Genomic DNA, 17,244 nt, shown 5'->3' on the forward strand with positions numbered 1-17,244 from the left:
AATAGGGCAAAATGCCGCCGCTGCAAACAAATGAATAATCGACGATATAAAAGGCGTCGGTTATTTTTTTTTGCATGTACGAAACGAAACTAAAAACCAAGAGGCCGGGCTTCGTACCGGATAGATATTTACTAAAATCCGACAGTTGTTGTCGCTGAGGAAGAAAGAAATGGGGCAATTTTTCGCTTACGTGGCGGTTATCACCGTAAAGGAGAATAACTATGTCGCATAACGCAACTCCAAACACCTCTCGCGTGGAATTACGTAAAACGCTTACGTTGATTCCGGTTGTTATGATGGGCCTTGCCTATATGCAACCGATGACGCTGTTCGATACATTCGGTATCGTATCAGGCCTTACTGACGGTCACGTTGCAACGGCGTACGCCTTTGCGCTGGTCGCCATCCTCTTTACAGCGCTGAGCTACGGTAAACTGGTTCGCCGTTTCCCGTCCGCAGGCTCTGCGTACACCTATGCTCAGAAATCCATTAGCCCGGCGGTTGGCTTTATGGTGGGCTGGTCATCACTGCTGGACTACCTGTTCATGCCGATGATCAACATTCTGCTGGCAAAAATTTACTTCGAAGCGCTGGTGCCTTCCGTACCGTCGTGGATCTTCGTTGTGGCGCTGGTGGCCTTTATGACCATCTCTAACCTGCGCAGCATCAAGACCGTGGCTAACTTCAACACCCTGATTGTGATCCTTCAGATGGGGATTGTTGCGGTTATCGTTGGGCTGATCATCTACGGCGTTTCCCACGGGGAAGGCGCAGGTACGCTGACCAGCACCCGTCCGTTCTGGTCTGAAGGTGCGCACGTTGTGCCGATGATCACCGGTGCGACTATCCTGTGCTTCTCGTTCCTGGGCTTCGACGGTATCTCTTCTCTGTCTGAAGAGACCAAAGATGCTGAGCGCGTGATCCCGAAAGCGATTTTCCTGACCGCGCTGATTGGCGGCCTGATCTTCATCGGTGCGTCTTACTTCTTACAGCTGTACTTCCCGGATATCTCTCGCTTTAAAGATCCGGATGCATCACAGCCTGAAATTATGCTGTACGTGGCGGGTAAAACCTTCCAGTGGGGCGTGCTGATCTTCTCCAGCGTCACCGTACTGGCTTCCGGTATGGCAGCGCACGCGGGCGTTTCTCGTCTGATGTACGTGATGGGCCGTGACGGTGTGTTCCCAACTCGCTTCTTCGGTTACGTGCATCCTAAATGGCGTACCCCGGCATGGAACGTGCTGCTGGTGGGCGCGATTGCGCTGCTGGCGATTAAATTTGACCTGGTAACGGCCACTGCGCTGATTAACTTTGGTGCGCTGGTGGCGTTCACCTTCGTTAACCTCTCCGTGATTTCGCAGTTCTGGATCCGTGAGAAGCGCAACAAGACGCTGAAGGACCACATCAACTATCTGGTGCTGCCAGTGTGTGGTGCCCTGACGGTGGGTGCGCTGTGGATTAACCTGGAAGAGAGCTCAATGGTTCTGGGTCTGATCTGGGGTGCGATCGGTCTGATTTACCTGGCTTGCGTGACCAGAAGCTTCCGCAACCCGGTTCCTCAGTACGAAGACGTCGCGTAAGACTGTGTCGGGTGGCGGCTATGCTCAACCCGACCTACAGTTTCGCAGGCCGGGTAAGCGTTAGCGCCACCCGGCAAAAAAAAAGCCGGAGACATCGCCTCCGGCTTTTTTGTACCCGTTACTCAGACAATCTCTTGCGCGTACTGGTACAACGCTTTCAGCAGCGCCTGTTTCTCGGCATTCCCTTCATACTGACCGTAAAGCATCTCCAGCTCTTGTGCGTAGCTGCTGAGAAACTCCGGCGTAAACACGTTGCGCCGATGCTGTAACCAGCGCTCCTGCTCTGCTTCATCCAGCGTGCCGGGATAGTTACGCGCGCGATAATTAAACATCAGCTTCTCGATACGCTTATCTGCGAAGGTGATATCCAGCGCGGGCAGGTTACGCGGGTCGGTTTGCAGTACGATGTTCATCGCCGCACGATCGGCATCGCTGAAGAAACCGTTATAAAGCTGCGCATCCACATTCTCAGACGGCACGAACGGCTCTGCTTCGGCAAAAATGGCGACGACTTTCTCCCGCACCTGCGGGTTGTCGCGCAGCACTTTCAGGTTGTCGAGGCAGTGCTGACGGTTAATCCCCAGCCGGTCGGCGTCTTCCGGGCGCAGCGTATTGGCCTGCGCCAGTACCGGGCATTTGTTGATATGCACCAGTTTCACCGGTACAGCGGGCAGGTCACCCAGCGCCTCTTTCGGCGTATAGAGCCGTTCACGTAAGGTGTCGCTGTCGAGCTCAAGCAGCGGCGAAATATCCCCGGCAAGATCGACCATGATGACGGCGTTACGGTTGTCCGGATGCCAGGCAAGCGGCGCCACCCAGCTCGTGTTCCCGCGCCACGCACCGAACATTCCTGAAATATGCACCAGCGGTTTCATCTGCGGGACATCAATCAGCGTCATCAGCTTCTGCTTGCTACGATGGCTCAACAGATACTCAAACAGGCGCGGCTGCGCGGTTTTGACGAGTTTCGCCATAGCGATGGTCGCGTAGACGTCTGCCATCGCGTCGTGGGCGTTGCTGTGCTCGATGCCGTTGGCCCGCGTCAGGTGCTCGAGCCTGAAGCTCGGCAAGCCGTCTTCATTCTCTGGCCAGTGGATCCCCTCCGGGCGCAGCGCATAGCAGGCGCGCATGATATCCAGCAAATCCCAGCGTGAATTACGGTTCTGCCAGCTCCAGGCATACGGGTCGTAGAAGTTGCGGTAAAAGATATTGCGCGTCACTTCATCGTCAAAACGGATGTTGTTGTAACCCACCACGCAGGTATTGGGCACCGTAAACAGATCGTGGATGCGACGGGCAAATTCTGCTTCGCTAACGCCTTTATCCCGCGCCTCCTGAGGTGTGATGCCCGTCACCATCACCGCGCCTGGCTGCGGCAGGTAATCATCGGCGGGCTTGCAGTAAAACACTTCGGGTTCCCCGATGATGTTAAATTCGTCATCGGTACGAATAGCCGCAAACTGCGCCGGTCGGTCCAGCGCCGGATGGGTGCCAAAGGTTTCGTAATCGTGGAACAAAAAAGTCGGGCGCGCAGCAGAGTCAGACACCAGTAATCTCATCCTGTTAAAAATAGACGTCTCTATGGTAAACGATTGGGGTGAGCAGTCCGAATAAAAAGCACGGTCAGGCAAGAAATTTGCGAGATTTGTTCCGAAAAAATCTGCGTGCTGTCACATTTTTTTGCAATTAAGGCAGGTAACGACATCAGAACTCCCGTAAAAAGGTCATCGATTTTTACTGACCTGAGGATATACCGTTGAAACGCCGTCTGTTTATTGCTGTTTCTTTACTCGCTTCGAGTATTTCATCCGCGCTGGCTGCCGAGCCGCTGGATTTTTCACCTCAGCCGCCTGCCATCCAGGCAGGCTCCTGGGTATTGATGGATTACACCACAGGTCAAATCTTAACGGCGGGCAACGAACATCAGCAGCGCAATCCGGCGAGCCTGACCAAACTGATGACGGGGTACGTTGTCGACCGCGCCATTGATAGCCACCGTATCAGTCCGGATGACATTGTGACGGTCGGACGTGACGCCTGGGCAAAAGGCAATCCGGTCTTTGACGGTTCGTCACTGATGTTTCTGAAGGAGGGCGATCGGGTTTCCGTACGCGATCTCAGCCGCGGCCTGATTGTTGATTCCGGCAATGACGCCTGCGTGGCGCTGGCGGATCACGTGGCGGGCGGTCAGCCACAGTTCGTCAGGATGATGAATGACTACGTTGAAAAGCTGAACCTTCGCGATACCCATTTCGAAACCGTACACGGGCTGGATGCACCGGGTCAGCACAGCTCCGCTTACGATCTCGCCGTGCTTTCCCGCGCCATCATCCACGGTGAGCCTGAGTTCTACCATATGTATAGCGAAAAGAGTCTGACCTGGAACGGCATCACCCAGCAGAACCGCAACGGCCTGCTGTGGGATAAGACCATGAACGTGGATGGCCTGAAAACGGGACACACGTCGGGCGCGGGCTTTAACCTGATTGCCTCCGCGGTAGACGGTCAGCGTCGACTGATTGCGGTGGTGATGGGGGCAGACAGCCCGAAAGGACGTGAAGATCAGGCGCGCAAGCTGTTGCACTGGGGACAGCAAAATTTCGATACGGTGCAGATCCTGCATAACGGCAAAAAAGTGGGTAGCGAACGTATCTGGTACGGCGATAAAGAGCAGATCGCGCTGGGCACCGATCAGGACTTCTGGCTAGCATTACCCAAAACGGAAGTGCCGAACATCAAAGCGAAATACGTGATGGATAAAAAAGAGCTGGAAGCGCCGATCGCCGCGCATCAGCGGGTAGGGGAGATCCAGCTTTACGATCGTGACAAGGTGGTGGCGCACTGGCCGCTGGTTACGCTGGAACGCGTTGAAAAGGGCGGCCTTTTTTCCCGCCTCGGCGATTATCTGCATCATAAACTCTAACCTTTTTGAGCAGACTGGCAGTGTTGCGAGTCTGCTCACATAATAAATACTCCTGGTTTGCCGATAATCTCGATTCTGCTTTACAGTGTATATATATACAGTAATAAACGGAGGCAGCATGGACTACAGCATCAGGCAGCAACAGAAACGTACAATCGCTGGTTTTCATCTCGTGGGGCCGTGGGAAAAGACGGTCAAGCAGGGTTTTGAACAGCTGGTCATGTGGGTAGATGGACGTCATATTCAGCCCCAGGAGTGGGTGGCCGTTTATTATGATAATCCGGATGACGTGCCGGCAGAAAAACTCCGCTGCGATACCGCCGTAACGGTGCCGGAGGGTTTCACCGTTCCTGAGAACAGCGAAGGGGTGATGATGACTGAAATTGCTGCCGGAGAGTACGCTGTTGCTGCCGCGCGCGTGGAAAATCATGATTTTGCCACCCCCTGGAACCAGTTCTTCAACTCCCTTCTCCAGGACAACACATATCAGATTGCGCCAAAACCCTGCTTCGAACGCTATCTGAATGATGGCAATGCAGACGGCTACTGGGACATAGAGATGTTTGTACCGGTAGAGCACAAAGTGAGATAATCCTGCGAAACGCAGGGTTTTTCAGCCGGGCGCGATCCACCCGGCTGAAAACACAGTACAATTGTGGTTTGCCGTAGAGCTGGAGACGGGTGTGCGCCCCGACAAGTCATTAACGCCTTTTGAAATTCGGTTATACAAACATTATCGCGTGGTGCACGGTTGCCGCATTGCGCTGGCGTTTGTGTTGACCTTCGTACTGGTGCGTGTGCTGAATATCCCGGAAGGAACGTGGCCGCTGATCACGCTGGTGGTGGTCATGGGGCCGATCTCATTCTGGGGGAACGTGGTCCCTCGCGCCTTCGAACGCATAGGCGGCACGGTTTTTGGCTCGGCGCTTGGGCTTATCGCCCTGAAGCTGGAGCTGATTTCATTTCCGATCATGTTGCTGTGGTGCGCGGTGGCGATGTTTCTTTGCGGCTGGCTGGCCCTTGGCAAGAAGCCGTATCAGGCGCTGCTGATTGGCATTACGCTCGCAGTTGTGGTCGGCGCACCGGCGGGTGATATGACCACTGCATTGTGGCGAAGCGGGGACGTGATCCTCGGCTCGTTGCTCGCCATGCTGTTTACCGGCATCTGGCCGCAGCGCGCCTTCCTGCACTGGCGCATTCAGATGGCAAATTACGTCACGGCATTTAACCGGGTCTACCAGGCCGGGTTTTCGCCGAATCTGATCGAACGGCCACGGCTGGAAAAGCACCTGCAAAAAATCCTCAATGATGTGGTCAAAATGCGCGGATTGATTACCCCGGCAAGCAAAGAAACGCATATCCAGAAAGCCATTTTTGAAGCCATCCAGACGGTCAGCCGCAATCTGGTCTGTATGCTTGAGCTGCAAATCAATGCCCACTGGGCCTCACGCCCCAGCCATCTTCTGATGCTCAACGCGCATACGCTGAAAGAGACGCAGCAGATGACGCAACAAACTCTGCTGACCATCGCCCATGCGCTCTACGAAGGTAATCCACAGCCGATACGGGCGAACAGCGAGCGGCTGAACGAAATCGTCGCCGAGCTCAAACAACTGATGAATGAGCGTCAGGGTGACAACGTGGCGGAAACGCCCATCCACGGTTATGTCTGGCTGAGTATGGAGCTGGCGCGACAGCTGGAGTTGTTATCGCAGCTGATTTGCCGGGCACTGCGCAAATAAAGAGCGTATGTGATGCCTGCTGCTTCGATTCAGCAACAATTAGGGTTATGATGGTTTTAAACGATATACTCATTGTCATTCGCAGCCGCTGTCTGTTAAAACGGTTGCTTTAACGAATCCGAATCTCACATTATCAGGGGTGTAAAAATGGAAACTACCAAGCCTTCGTTCCAGGATGTTCTGGAATTCGTCCGCCTGTTCCGCCGCAAAAACAAACTACAGCGTGAAATCCAGGACGTAGAGAAGAAGATCCGTGACAACCAGAAACGTGTCCTGCTGCTGGACAACCTGAGCGACTACATCAAGCCAGGTATGAGCGTGGAGGCTATTCAGGGCATCATCGCCAGCATGAAGAGCGATTACGAAGATCGCGTTGATGACTACATCATCAAAAACGCTGAGCTGTCCAAAGAGCGTCGCGACATCTCCAAAAAGCTGAAAGTGATGGGCGAAATCAAAAACGTCGACGCTAAAGGCGAGTAATCACGCGAACTGTCGCCCGGTGGCGCTGCGCTTACCGGGCCTGCAATTCCGTAGGTCGGGTAAGGCGAAGCCGCCACCCGACGATTTTACCAGCCGCAGAAAAGCAAAAAGCCTGCTATAAAAGCAGGCTTTTTAAATTTGGCTCCTCTGACTGGACTCGAACCAGTGACATACGGATTAACAGTCCGCCGTTCTACCGACTGAACTACAGAGGAATCGTTGTGGAGGCTTATCTTAGCGGCGAAAAAAGTTTTGTCAAACCTGATCTTAGGCAAAAGTGATTGTTTGATGATTCTGTCGTCATTTTGTTGTAAATCCAAACATAATTTTATGGAAAATACTTTGCAGGATACGCATTTCTGCCCCATCATTTGAAATGGAGTTTCAACTTTCTCGCTAAGGTCCATTTTGAACGTCACAGCACCCCTGCGCCAGGCGATTATGCGCACGCCCTGGTATGCCAAACGTAAGAGTTATCGAGTTCTGTTCTGGCGTGAAATCACCCCCCTTGCTGTGCCTATTTTCCTGGAGAATACCTGCGTCCTGTTGATGGGCGTGCTGAGCACCTTTCTGGTGAGCTGGCTCGGTAAAGAAGCCATGGCCGGGGTAGGGCTGGCGGACAGTTTTAACATGGTTGTGATGTCCTTCTTTGCCGCTATCGATCTCGGGACAACGGTGGTGGTGGCGTTTAGCCTGGGCAAGCTCGATCCGAAGCGTGCCCGCGAAGCGGCCAGACAGTCGCTGATGATCATGACTCTGTTTTCGATCATCCTCGCAGCGGTTATCCATTATTACGGCAAAGAAATTATCGACTTTGTCGCGGGAGAAGCGACCAGTGAGGTGAAGGAGCTAGCTCTCACTTACCTGGAAATGACGGTGCTGAGCTATCCGGCGGCTGCCATCGCGCTGATAGGGAGCGGTGCGCTTCGTGGCGCAGGTAATACCAAAATTCCGCTGCTGATTAACGGCGGCATGAACATCCTGAACATCATTATCAGCAGCATTTTGATTTACGGCGTCTTTTCCTGGGATGGGCTGGGCTTTGTCGGCGCGGGTTTAGGGCTGACGATTTCCCGCTATATTGGTGCGGCGGCGATAATCGGCGTGCTGATGGCGGGTATCACACCCTCGCTGCGCCTGACGTTGAAAAGCTATTTCCGTCCGCTTAACTTCGCCATTATCTGGGAAGTGATGGGGATCGGGATTCCGGCCAGCATCGAATCCGTGTTGTTTAACGGTGGGAAACTGCTGACGCAGATGTTTGTTGCCGGGATGGGCACCGACGTCATCGCTGGCAACTTTATTGCTTTCTCCATCGCCTCGCTCATTAACCTGCCCGGAAACGCGCTGGGGTCGGCGTCGACAATCATCACCGGCAGACGCCTCGGAAAGGGACAAATAGGGCAGGCGGAACGGCAGCTTCGGCACGTCTTCTGGCTTTCAACCATTGGGCTGACGGCGATTGCCTGGGGAACCGCGCCTTTTGCCGGGCTGATGGCCTCGTTCTATACGCATGAAAATGACGTGAAAGAGGTCGTGAAGGTGCTGATTTGGCTCAACGCGGCGTTTATGCCGATTTGGGCCGCGTCCTGGGTACTTCCTGCCGGGCTGAAAGGGGCGCGCGATGCCCGGTTTGCGATGTGGGTCTCCATGCTCGGCATGTGGGGCTGCCGCGTCGTGGCGGGCTACACGCTGGGGGTGATGTTGGGTATGGGCGTTGTCGGCGTCTGGCTGGGGATGTTCCTTGACTGGGCCGTGCGCGGCGCGCTGTTCTACTGGCGCATGGTGAGCGGACGCTGGCTGTGGAAATATCCGCGAAAAAAACCGGAACAGGAGGTTTCGGAAACGGCAAATGCCTGACAAATGTGCGAAGTGGAGAATAAATCGGCAAACGATTTAAAATCTGCATTCACCCTTTGACATCCTCCGGGCGCATCGATAATATGCGCCCCGTTCACACGATTCCTCTGTAGTTCAGTCGGTAGAACGGCGGACTGTTAATCCGTATGTCACTGGTTCGAGTCCAGTCAGAGGAGCCAAATTTAAAAAGCCTGCTTTTATAGCAGGCTTTTTGCTTTTCTGCGTTCGTAAAATTGTCGTGTGGCGCTCCGCTTACCCGACCTACGGAATCCCAGGCCGGGTGAGTGGTGTGCGTGATGTGTCCTTGTTATCAGCGGAACGGTGGCTCATTAAAGGTGCGCAGCTTACGGGAATGCAGTTTGTCGCCCTCTGCACGCAGTAAATCGATGGCGCGAATACCAATCTGAAGATGCTCTGAGATCGCCCCTTCGTAAAAACGGTTCGCCTGACCCGGCAGTTTGATCTCGCCGTGCAGCGGTTTATCGGACACGCACAGCAGCGTGCCGTACGGGACGCGGAAGCGGTACCCCTGCGCGGCAATTGTGGCACTTTCCATATCGATCGCGACCGCACGGCTAAGATTAAAACGCAGGGCGGAAGCGGAATAGCGCAGTTCCCAGTTACGATCGTCGGTGGTGACGACCGTACCGGTACGCAGACGCTGTTTCACCTCTTCGCCCGGCATGCCGCTCACCATTTTCGTGGCGTCGTAGAGGGCGCGCTGCACTTCAGCGATACTCGGGATCGGAATGTCCGGCGGCAGAACCGCATCAAGAACATGGTCGTCACGCAGATAAGCATGGGCCAGAACGTAATCACCAATCAACTGGCTTTCACGCAGGCCGCCGCAGTGGCCGATCATCAGCCAGACGTCCGGGCGCAGCACCGCCAGGTGATCGCAGATGGTTTTCGCATTCGACGGGCCAACGCCGATGTTAATCAGCGTAATACCCTGGCCGTCGGCAGTGATCAGGTGCCAGGCGGGCATCTGGTGCTTTTTCCATGCCAGATCGGAGATGGCCTCTTCCGGTGCTTCGGTTTCGGCGGTGATCCAGATCCCGCCCGCGCAGGAGAGAGCGATGTAAGGGCTGTCCGGGTCGAGGATCTGGCTACAGCCCCAGCGGACAAATTCGTCCACATAGCGGGTGTAGTTGGTAAACAGTACGAATGGCTGGAAATGTTCGGCTGGCGTGCCGGTGTAGTGGCGCAGGCGTGCCAGCGAAAAATCGACACGGCGGGCATCAAAGTGCGACAGCGGGGAAAACTCTGCCGGGTGATAGATCCCATCTGCCGTCTCATCGCCAATCTGCGAAAGCTCTGTGGTCGGGAAATGGCGCGTCAGCCCCGCACTCATGGAGCGATCCAGCGTCAGCGCTGAGCCGTCTATCACGTACGGGTAAGGGATCTCGTGCAGGGACGGTTCAACGCTAATCTGCGCGCCGTAATCCTGATACAGCAGGGTAAGCTGCTCTTCCAGATAGGGGCGGAACAGCGCAGGACGCGTGATGGTCGTGCTGTAACAGCCGGAGTGGGTGAAACGCGCATAGGCGCGGGTTTTCGGATTGCTGCTGGCGCTGCCGTCCCAGGTGACAGAGAGCGATGGATAAACAAAAAGGCCCTGGGTTCTGGCCTTTTCATCGGGAAGTTTCCCTGTTTCGATATAGTCACTGATGGCGCTGCGCAGTGCATTGACGGACTGTTCATACAGCGCGTCGAGTTTTTCCAGCGCCTGAGCCGGGGTCAGGCTGGAGCCCTTATTATTCATGTCTGTCTCCTTGTTCCACAGGTGTGCGGCTATACCCGATAGTATGTCACACGCCTGTGAAACAAAAGTGAGGAGATCAGCTGTGCACGGTTTCCTTCATCAACAGGGCGGTGGCGGCAGAAAGCAGGCAACCCACCAGCAGATAAATCGCCACGCTGTGCCAGTTACCGCCGGAGAACGTCACCAGCGCGGCGGCGATAAACGGCGTAAACCCGCCGCCGACCACGCTCGCCACCTGATATCCCACGCCCGCGCCGCTGTAGCGGTAGCTTGCGCCAAACAGCTCGGTAAACATTGGCTGCTGCACGCAGACCACCATATCGTGAGCGATGTTCGCCAGCATGATTGCGAAGAAGACAATCCAGAAGACCGACTGTGCCTCCAGCGCCATAAAGAACGGCCAGGCGCTGAGTGTGCCGATGAGTGCTCCGGTGATATACACCCGCCGACGGCCAAAGCGATCCGCCAGCCAGGCGAAGCAGGGGATGGTCAGGCAGCTGATCCCGCCCACCACCAGGCCAATATTCAGGAACAATTCCCGCGGCAGGCCGAGATTTTGCGTGGAGTAGTTCAGGGCGAAGGCGGTGACGATGTACATCGTCAGCAGTTCGCACAGGCGCAGGGCGATGATTTTCAGAAAAGCGCCAGGGTGCTGCACCAGCGCTTCCATCACCGGCAGCCGTTTTTTCGCGACCGGTTTTTCGCGCTGCTGCTGCTCGAATTCAGCCGACTCTTCCATGCCGTTACGGATCCACAGGGCCACCACGACCAGCACAATGCTGAAGATAAACGGGATACGCCAGCCCCAGCTCAGGAACTGCTCGTCTGTTGTGAGCTGGCTTATTAGCGACACGAGGCCTGTGGAGAGCAGCAGACCCACGCCATAACCCACCTGCACGCCGCTGCTGTAAAACGCCTTCTTGTTCTTCGGCGCGCTCTCCACGGACAGCAATGCCGCGCCGCCCCATTCGCCGCCGACGGCAAAGCCCTGAATGGCACGCAGCGTCACCAGCAACACCGGGGCCCACCAGCCAATCGATGCAAAGGAGGGCAAAATACCGATAAGCGCGGTGGCAATGCCCATCATCCAGACGGTGAGCATCAGCATACGTTTACGGCCAAGGCGGTCACCGAAGTGGCCGAAGATTACCCCGCCCAGCGGACGAAACAGAAAACCGACGCCGAAGGTGGCAAACGCAGCAAGCGTGCCCATGGCAGGGCTAATCTGGGGAAAGAATTCACGGTTAAACACCAGCGCAGCGGTAATACCGTAGAGCAGAAAGTCATACCAGTCGACGACGGCACCTGCGAAGCTACCTAAAGCGGCGCGGCGGGCGCGGTTAAGCGAAGGTGTCTCCTCGTCGCGGCGAGCGGAGATGAGGGTGGAGTCCATAGTTGTCCTGTCTGTACTGATTTTTAATTATTGGTATAAGAAAAGGTCACTCACATTGCGGCCGTCATATTGACGGAACGTATGAGACTACCGCGATGAGGAGGGAGAGGAAACTGATTTTATTTCCTGATGGGGTGATGCAATACGGCTACGCTATGCTTATCAGAGTCGGGAAAAGGCAAAGGAAAGGATTATGCGTCGTTTGAAGGTTGTGGGCTGTCTGGCTGCGCTATTCTTCAGTCAATATGGCCTGGCGGTGAGCTACCCACTCCCTCCCGAGGGCAGCCGCCTGGTGGGGGCGCCGATCACTATCACCGTGCCTGAAGGCAATACCCTGCCGCTCGAAGCGTTTGCAGCCCGGCACGGACAAGGGTTGAGCAATATGCTGGAAGCCAACCCGGGGGTGGATCCGTTTTTACCGCGAGCCGGAACACAGCTGGTGGTGCCGCAGCAGCTTATTCTGCCGCCAACGGTGCGCGAGGGGATTGTGGTGAACGTCGCGGAAATGCGTCTTTACTATTATCCACCTGGCAGCAATACGGTTGAGGTGCTGCCTATTGGCATCGGTCAGGCCGGGCGCGAAACGCCGCGTAACTGGGTAACCGCCGTTGAGCGCAAGCAGGAAGGCCCAACCTGGTCACCCACGCCAAACACGCGACGCGCTTACGCGAAAGAGGGTAAAACGTTACCCGCGTTCGTTCCCGCCGGGCCGGATAACCCGATGGGGCTGTATGCCCTCTATATCGGCAGGCTGTACGCGATCCACGGTACCAACTCGAATTTCGGCATTGGTCTGCGCGTCAGCCAGGGCTGCATTCGCCTGCGTAATGACGATATCAAATACCTGTTCGATAACGTTTCGGTGGGGACGCGGGTACAGCTTATCGATCAGCCAGTAAAAGTGACCACCGAGCCGGACGGCAGCCGCTGGGTCGAAGTTCACGAGCCGCTTTCACGTAATCGCGCTGAATTTGAATCAACGAATAAGGTGCCGCTGCCCATTTCGGCTGTGCAAAGGTCGCAGCTTATAAGTGAAGGGGCGGGCGCTGAGCTGGAACGTCGGTCGGGGATGCCGGTGAAGCTTGCTGTGTCCGCTGGCGCTGCGCTTACCGGGCCTGAAGCACCGTAGGTCGGGTAAGGCGAAGCCGTCACCCGACAATGTTACCAGCCGCAGAAAAGCAAAAAGCCTGCTTTAAAAGCAGGCTTTTTAAATTTGGCTCCTCTGACTGGACTCGAACCAGTGACATACGGATTAACAGTCCGCCGTTCTACCGACTGAACTACAGAGGAATCGTGTGAACGGGGCGCATATTATCGACCTGCGTACGCCTTGTCAAAGGATGGATCGTCGACTTTTGATTGTTTGCTGACAAAACCAGCAAAGTGGCGTTTTTGCCAACGGAGTGCACCAAAATTGTGCAGATATACCCCGAATGGGGCAGATCGGAAACCACTGTCCTTGTCTCAAAACAGGCATCAGTGATTAGCTTTCCTTATTTTCAGCCGTTTAGCAGAGGTTTACACACCCTGTAAAAAACTGGCATCCATATTGCAAAACCTGTTTAACAACACAGCCGTTACCGGCACGCTATTTTCGAACAGGGGGCAACATGAACTTAAGACGACTGAAATACTTCGTAAAAATCGTCGATATCGGCAGCCTGACCCAGGCGGCTGAAGTGCTGCATATCGCGCAGCCTGCGCTGAGCCAGCAGGTCGCGACTCTGGAAGGCGAAATGGACCAGCAACTGTTGATCCGCACCAAGCGCGGCGTAACGCCTACCGAAGCGGGAAAAATTTTATATACCCATGCCCGCACGATCCTGCGTCAGTGCGAGCAGGCGCAGCTGGCCGTGCACAATGTGGGGCAGACTCTGAGCGGGCATGTCTCCATCGGGCTGGCACCGGGAACGGCCGCATCGTCTGTTACCATGCCGTTGCTACAGGCAGTGCGCGCTGAGCTACCGGAAGTGCTGGTTTATCTGCATGAGAACAGCGGTTCCGTGCTTAATGACAAACTGCTCAACGGTCAGCTGGATATGGCGGTGCTGTACGATCGCTCACCGGTTGCCGGCATCACCAGCCAGCCGCTGCTGAAAGAAGATCTTTATCTGGTCGGGACCCGTGACTGCCCGGGGCAGAGCATTGATTTAACCGCCGTGGCTGAGATGAACCTGTTCCTGCCGCGCGACTACAGTGCCGTGCGCGTGCGCGTCGACGAAGCGTTCTCGCTGCGCCGTCTGACGGCGAAAATTATCGGAGAGATTGATTCCATCTCCACGCTGACCGCCGCCATTGCCAGCGGCATGGGGGTCACGGTACTGCCCGAGTCTGCCGCACGTTCACTGTGCAGCGCGGCGAACGGCTGGATGGCCCGCATCACCACGCCATCCATGAGCTTACCGCTGTCGTTGAATATGTCTGCGCGCGGCTCCTTGTCCCCGCAGGCGCAGGCGGTAAAAGAGATCCTGATGTCTCTGGTCAGTAAGCCGTCCCTGGAAAATCGCGAACTGCAACTGGTCAGCTGATATTCCAAATAAGCATAAGATGCTGGTTTTTATTATTTGTTCTACAGCCCGGCTGACTCTAACAATAGCCTTATGTCAGATGCGCCGGAGTGAATCGTGAATTTCCAGCAACTTAAAATTATTCGTGAGGCGGCCAGGCGGGATTATAACCTGACCGAAGTCGCCAACATGCTTTACACCTCCCAGTCGGGCGTCAGCCGACATATCCGCGAGCTGGAGGAGGAGTTAGGCATTGAGATTTTTATCCGTCGCGGCAAGCGCCTGCTGGGTATGACGGAGCCAGGCAAGGCATTGCTGACCATCGCTGAGCGCATTCTCAACGAGGCCAGCAATGTTCGTCGGCTGGCGGATCTCTTTACCAACGATGCTTCGGGTGTGCTGACCATCGCTACCACTCATACACAGGCGCGCTACAGTCTTCCGAGGGTTATCAAAGCATTTCGTGAGATCTTCCCTGACGTGCGTCTCGAACTCATCCAGGGCACGCCGCAGGAAATCGAAGTGCTGCTGCATAACGGTGGGGCCGATATCGGCATCGCCAGTGAACGGCTAAGCAACGACCCGCTGCTGGTGGCGTTCCCGTGGTTCCGCTGGCACCACAGCCTGCTGCTACCCGCCGATCACCCGCTGAATCAGGTTTCGCCGCTGACGCTGGAAGAGATCGTTAAATGGCCGCTTATTACCTACCGGCAGGGCATTACCGGACGCTCGCGCATTGATGAAGCGTTCAAGCGTAAAGGGCTCACGCCGGACGTGGTGCTGAGCGCGCAGGATTCCGACGTGATCAAAACCTACGTTGAGTTGGGGCTGGGGATTGGTCTGGTGGCCGAGCAGTCAGGCGGAGAATATGAAGCCGGTAATCTGGTGCGTCTGGATACGCGTCACCTGTTCGACGCCAATACCGTCTGGCTGGGGCTGAAGCGTGGGCAACTTCAGCGCAACTACGTGTGGCGCTTTATCGAGCTGTGCAATGCCGGGTTGTCGGTGGATGAGATCAAACGCCAGGTGATGGAGCCGGAAGAAGTGGCGATTGATTATCAGATTTAAATTTTTGCCCGGCGGCAAGTTGCCTGCCGGGCCAGCGGGCAAGGTAAAGGGGTAGGTCTCGTGTCTGTTACCCTTCGCATTAACTGTGTTCGTGAGCGTTGCGGCCAGGCACAACGTCATCAGACTCAGCTTTATATTTTTCTTCATGATCACCTCCCTTGAAAAAGGCGCTAGTTTGAACAAGGGTTCATGCAGAGGTATGAACCCTTCAACGGATATGTCATTTCGATGCATTCATCACCGATGGGCACTGAATGCAGGCATGCAAACGCCTTTATTTTTTCACATCAGCAACGCGCATCCCGTGGAGCTGCTCATCCGTAATGGTGTTACCCGCCTTGAAGTAATCGATCACGGCGTTAGAAACGTAGTAACCACCTCGTGTATTACGTGCTTTACCCTCGGTGAAGGTGCTAAAACCATCCCCGCCGTCAGCAAGGAAGCTCTGGGTGGCAATGTGGTAGACTGTCGCATCCTCAATCGGTTTACCGTTAAGTGTAAATTCGACGACCCGCTGACCGATCGGTTTACCGCTGTCATATTTCATCTCCAGGCCTTTTGATACCTGCAAGACGCCATTGCTTAAACTTGCGGCATGCTCCATCAACGTGCGTAATTGTTTGCCGGTGAGGTCCATTGTGGCCAGCTCGTTAGGGAATGGAAACGTACTAATGACGCCGCCCATCGTAATCGGGCCAGACGGGATTTCATTGCGAATACCGCCGGAGTTGGTCAAGGCTAACTGGGTATCTTTACCTGCTGCCGCCAGTAACGCATCCGCAGCCAGATTTCCCAGCGAGGCCGATTCACCATAAGCACGCGTCAATTCCACCGGCGACTGCGCCACCGTTTGTTGAACTTCTTCATCCAGCTTCTTGTTCCAGCCGTCAATGACCTTTTTCGTTTGCGGGTCGGGCTTCCATTCATCCGCATAAATGGTTTTAAGTTCAAATTTTTTCACCGTAAACTGATGCGGCTTCGTGTAATCCAGCACCAGTTTCCCCACATCAATACCGCCGCTGTCGGTCGAGAGGATCAGCGTATTGCCTACTTTAATCGGTTCCGGCGTACCGACATGTGCATGTCCCGTAATCAGAATATCCAGACCTTTTACCTGGCTTGCCGTCTGAATATCTTTATCCAGCGCACGTCGCACGTCGGTCCCTCCCATACTGGACTGACGCGCCGGTGTGCCTTCATGAACCAGCAGTACGGTTAAGTCAACTTTTCCTTTCAGTTCATCTAAATAGCGTTGCAGCCATTTAATTTCATCCCGCGCTTCAATACCTACACGCGTTGCTGCGGAAACGGTATCGTCGAAGGCAAACACGCCGTGTAAACCAATGACGCCAATTTTCACGCCATCTTTTTCGATAATGGTATAAGGCTTATCCCAGAATAATTTGCTGCTGTTCTGATAAAATATGTTGCCCTGCACAACGGGGAATTTCGCCTGGCTTAACTGTAATAGCGTATTGTCCCAGCCATGATCAAATTCGTGATTACCTATCGTGACAGCATCAAACGGCATGGTATTCATAATATCAATAATTGCTTTTCCTTTCGTTAAGCTACTGATATAAGGGCCGGTAAAATAGTCACCCGCATCAAAAAACCATGTTGCTTTACTTTTTTCTTTTTCCTGCTTTACCAGAGTTGTGATATTCGCCCAACCACCGACATCGCGTTTGCCTTCAGCAATCCAGGGGACTTTATAAGGTTCCACATGGGCGTGCAGATCGTTGGTATAAATAAAGGTGACATCCTTGGCACCGACACAAAAGGGTAACGCCAGAAAAATACCTACGCTAATTGCTTTTATATTCACAATCCTTTCCTTCCAGTTATATAAAGATTCGGTACTTTACGTTCTGAAAGGATTTTTTATGCGAGTATGCTCACACAAACAACCCGGTATTATCA

14 protein-coding genes and 3 tRNA genes are annotated in these 17,244 nt (G+C 54.6%); 11 read left to right on the forward strand and 6 right to left on the reverse strand.

Annotated features, from left to right (window positions below; translation table 11 throughout):
- Positions 1 to 169: 169 nt before the first annotated feature.
- On the forward strand, positions 170 to 232 hold the full coding sequence (yoeI, locus tag BH712_RS24720) for a membrane protein YoeI (RefSeq protein ID WP_099458931.1): 63 nt from the start codon (positions 170 to 172) through the stop codon (positions 230 to 232).
- Entirely contained in the window at positions 222 to 1,580 is a 1,359-nt protein-coding gene (locus tag BH712_RS18160; protein ID WP_006811203.1) for an APC family permease, read from the forward strand. The genes yoeI and BH712_RS18160 overlap by 11 nt, the downstream gene beginning before the upstream one ends.
- A 122-nt stretch (positions 1,581 to 1,702) precedes the next feature.
- Here BH712_RS18160 and sbcB read toward each other — a convergent pair whose 3' ends face one another.
- Positions 1,703 to 3,139, reverse strand: a complete 1,437-nt coding sequence (sbcB, locus tag BH712_RS18165) for an exodeoxyribonuclease I (RefSeq protein WP_006811202.1) — start codon at positions 3,137 to 3,139, stop codon at positions 1,703 to 1,705.
- Between the two features lie 191 nt (positions 3,140 to 3,330).
- On the opposite strand from sbcB, the gene dacD reads away from it, so the two are divergent.
- The 4 genes from dacD (at position 3,331) to BH712_RS18185 (ending at position 6,728) form a co-directional block, all read left to right on the forward strand.
- Entirely contained in the window at positions 3,331 to 4,503 is a 1,173-nt protein-coding gene (gene dacD, locus BH712_RS18170) for a serine-type D-Ala-D-Ala carboxypeptidase DacD (protein WP_139237274.1), read from the forward strand.
- A gap of 118 nt (positions 4,504 to 4,621) precedes the next feature.
- Positions 4,622 to 5,095 carry a DNA gyrase inhibitor SbmC gene (sbmC, locus tag BH712_RS18175; RefSeq protein ID WP_006811200.1) on the forward strand — a complete coding sequence of 158 codons (474 nt, stop codon included), beginning with the start codon at positions 4,622 to 4,624 and terminating at the stop codon, positions 5,093 to 5,095.
- 91 nt (positions 5,096 to 5,186) lie between these two features.
- Complete coding sequence (locus tag BH712_RS18180) at positions 5,187 to 6,245, forward strand: FUSC family protein (RefSeq protein WP_032673940.1); 1,059 nt, start codon at positions 5,187 to 5,189, stop codon at positions 6,243 to 6,245.
- A 147-nt stretch (positions 6,246 to 6,392) separates the two neighbouring features.
- A complete protein-coding gene (locus BH712_RS18185; protein ID WP_000450410.1) occupies positions 6,393 to 6,728 on the forward strand; it encodes a DUF496 family protein in 336 nt (111 codons plus the stop codon).
- A gap of 139 nt (positions 6,729 to 6,867) precedes the next feature.
- On the opposite strand, the gene BH712_RS18190 is transcribed toward BH712_RS18185, so the two are convergent.
- A tRNA-Asn gene (locus tag BH712_RS18190) sits at positions 6,868 to 6,943 on the reverse strand.
- Between the two features lie 226 nt (positions 6,944 to 7,169).
- Between BH712_RS18190 and emmdR the strand changes: the two genes are divergently transcribed.
- Entirely contained in the window at positions 7,170 to 8,588 is a 1,419-nt protein-coding gene (gene emmdR, locus BH712_RS18195; protein ID WP_006811197.1) for a multidrug efflux MATE transporter EmmdR, read from the forward strand.
- Between the two features lie 103 nt (positions 8,589 to 8,691).
- Positions 8,692 to 8,767, forward strand: a tRNA-Asn gene (locus BH712_RS18200).
- A 131-nt stretch (positions 8,768 to 8,898) separates the two neighbouring features.
- Here BH712_RS18200 and BH712_RS18205 read toward each other — a convergent pair.
- On the reverse strand, positions 8,899 to 10,353 hold the full coding sequence (locus tag BH712_RS18205) for an AMP nucleosidase (RefSeq protein WP_006811196.1): 1,455 nt from the start codon (positions 10,351 to 10,353) through the stop codon (positions 8,899 to 8,901).
- Positions 10,354 to 10,429: 76 nt separating this feature from the next.
- Positions 10,430 to 11,746, reverse strand: coding sequence for a shikimate transporter (gene shiA, locus BH712_RS18210; RefSeq protein WP_006811195.1), 1,317 nt, complete (start codon positions 11,744 to 11,746; stop codon positions 10,430 to 10,432).
- Positions 11,747 to 11,939: 193 nt separating this feature from the next.
- Between shiA and ldtA the strand changes: the two genes are divergently transcribed.
- A complete protein-coding gene (ldtA, locus tag BH712_RS18215) occupies positions 11,940 to 12,875 on the forward strand; it encodes a L,D-transpeptidase (RefSeq protein WP_006811194.1) in 936 nt (311 codons plus the stop codon).
- Positions 12,876 to 12,960: 85 nt separating this feature from the next.
- On the opposite strand, the gene BH712_RS18220 is transcribed toward ldtA, so the two are convergent.
- A tRNA-Asn gene (locus BH712_RS18220) sits at positions 12,961 to 13,036 on the reverse strand.
- Between the two features lie 320 nt (positions 13,037 to 13,356).
- Between BH712_RS18220 and nac the strand changes: the two genes are divergently transcribed.
- Together nac and cbl are read left to right on the forward strand one after the other, a co-directional pair.
- On the forward strand, positions 13,357 to 14,274 hold the full coding sequence (nac, locus tag BH712_RS18225) for a nitrogen assimilation transcriptional regulator NAC (protein WP_003859531.1): 918 nt from the start codon (positions 13,357 to 13,359) through the stop codon (positions 14,272 to 14,274).
- Between the two features lie 96 nt (positions 14,275 to 14,370).
- Positions 14,371 to 15,321 carry an HTH-type transcriptional regulator Cbl gene (cbl, locus tag BH712_RS18230; RefSeq protein WP_006811193.1) on the forward strand — a complete coding sequence of 317 codons (951 nt, stop codon included), beginning with the start codon at positions 14,371 to 14,373 and terminating at the stop codon, positions 15,319 to 15,321.
- A 274-nt stretch (positions 15,322 to 15,595) separates the two neighbouring features.
- On the opposite strand, the gene BH712_RS18235 is transcribed toward cbl, so the two are convergent.
- Positions 15,596 to 17,149 carry a bifunctional metallophosphatase/5'-nucleotidase gene (locus BH712_RS18235; RefSeq protein ID WP_006811192.1) on the reverse strand — a complete coding sequence of 518 codons (1,554 nt, stop codon included), beginning with the start codon at positions 17,147 to 17,149 and terminating at the stop codon, positions 15,596 to 15,598.
- Positions 17,150 to 17,244 lie beyond the last annotated feature (95 nt).

The organism is Enterobacter hormaechei ATCC 49162 (genome assembly GCF_001875655.1).
GTDB classification, from domain to species: domain Bacteria; phylum Pseudomonadota; class Gammaproteobacteria; order Enterobacterales; family Enterobacteriaceae; genus Enterobacter; species Enterobacter hormaechei.

Excerpts from the sequence above, each read along its gene's own strand:
- sbcB (WP_006811202.1), bottom strand. The coding sequence starts at position 3,139 with ATGAGATTACTGGTGTCTGACTCTGCTGCGCGCCCGACTTTTTTGTTC.
- nac (WP_003859531.1), top strand. The coding sequence starts at position 13,357 with ATGAACTTAAGACGACTGAAATACTTCGTAAAAATCGTCGATATCGGC.
- sbmC (WP_006811200.1), top strand. The coding sequence starts at position 4,622 with ATGGACTACAGCATCAGGCAGCAACAGAAACGTACAATCGCTGGTTTT.
- shiA (WP_006811195.1), bottom strand. The coding sequence starts at position 11,746 with ATGGACTCCACCCTCATCTCCGCTCGCCGCGACGAGGAGACACCTTCG.
- BH712_RS18160 (WP_006811203.1), top strand. The coding sequence starts at position 222 with ATGTCGCATAACGCAACTCCAAACACCTCTCGCGTGGAATTACGTAAA.
- BH712_RS18205 (WP_006811196.1), bottom strand. The coding sequence starts at position 10,353 with ATGAATAATAAGGGCTCCAGCCTGACCCCGGCTCAGGCGCTGGAAAAA.
- BH712_RS18185 (WP_000450410.1), top strand. The coding sequence starts at position 6,393 with ATGGAAACTACCAAGCCTTCGTTCCAGGATGTTCTGGAATTCGTCCGC.
- emmdR (WP_006811197.1), top strand. The coding sequence starts at position 7,170 with ATGCGCACGCCCTGGTATGCCAAACGTAAGAGTTATCGAGTTCTGTTC.
- ldtA (WP_006811194.1), top strand. The coding sequence starts at position 11,940 with ATGCGTCGTTTGAAGGTTGTGGGCTGTCTGGCTGCGCTATTCTTCAGT.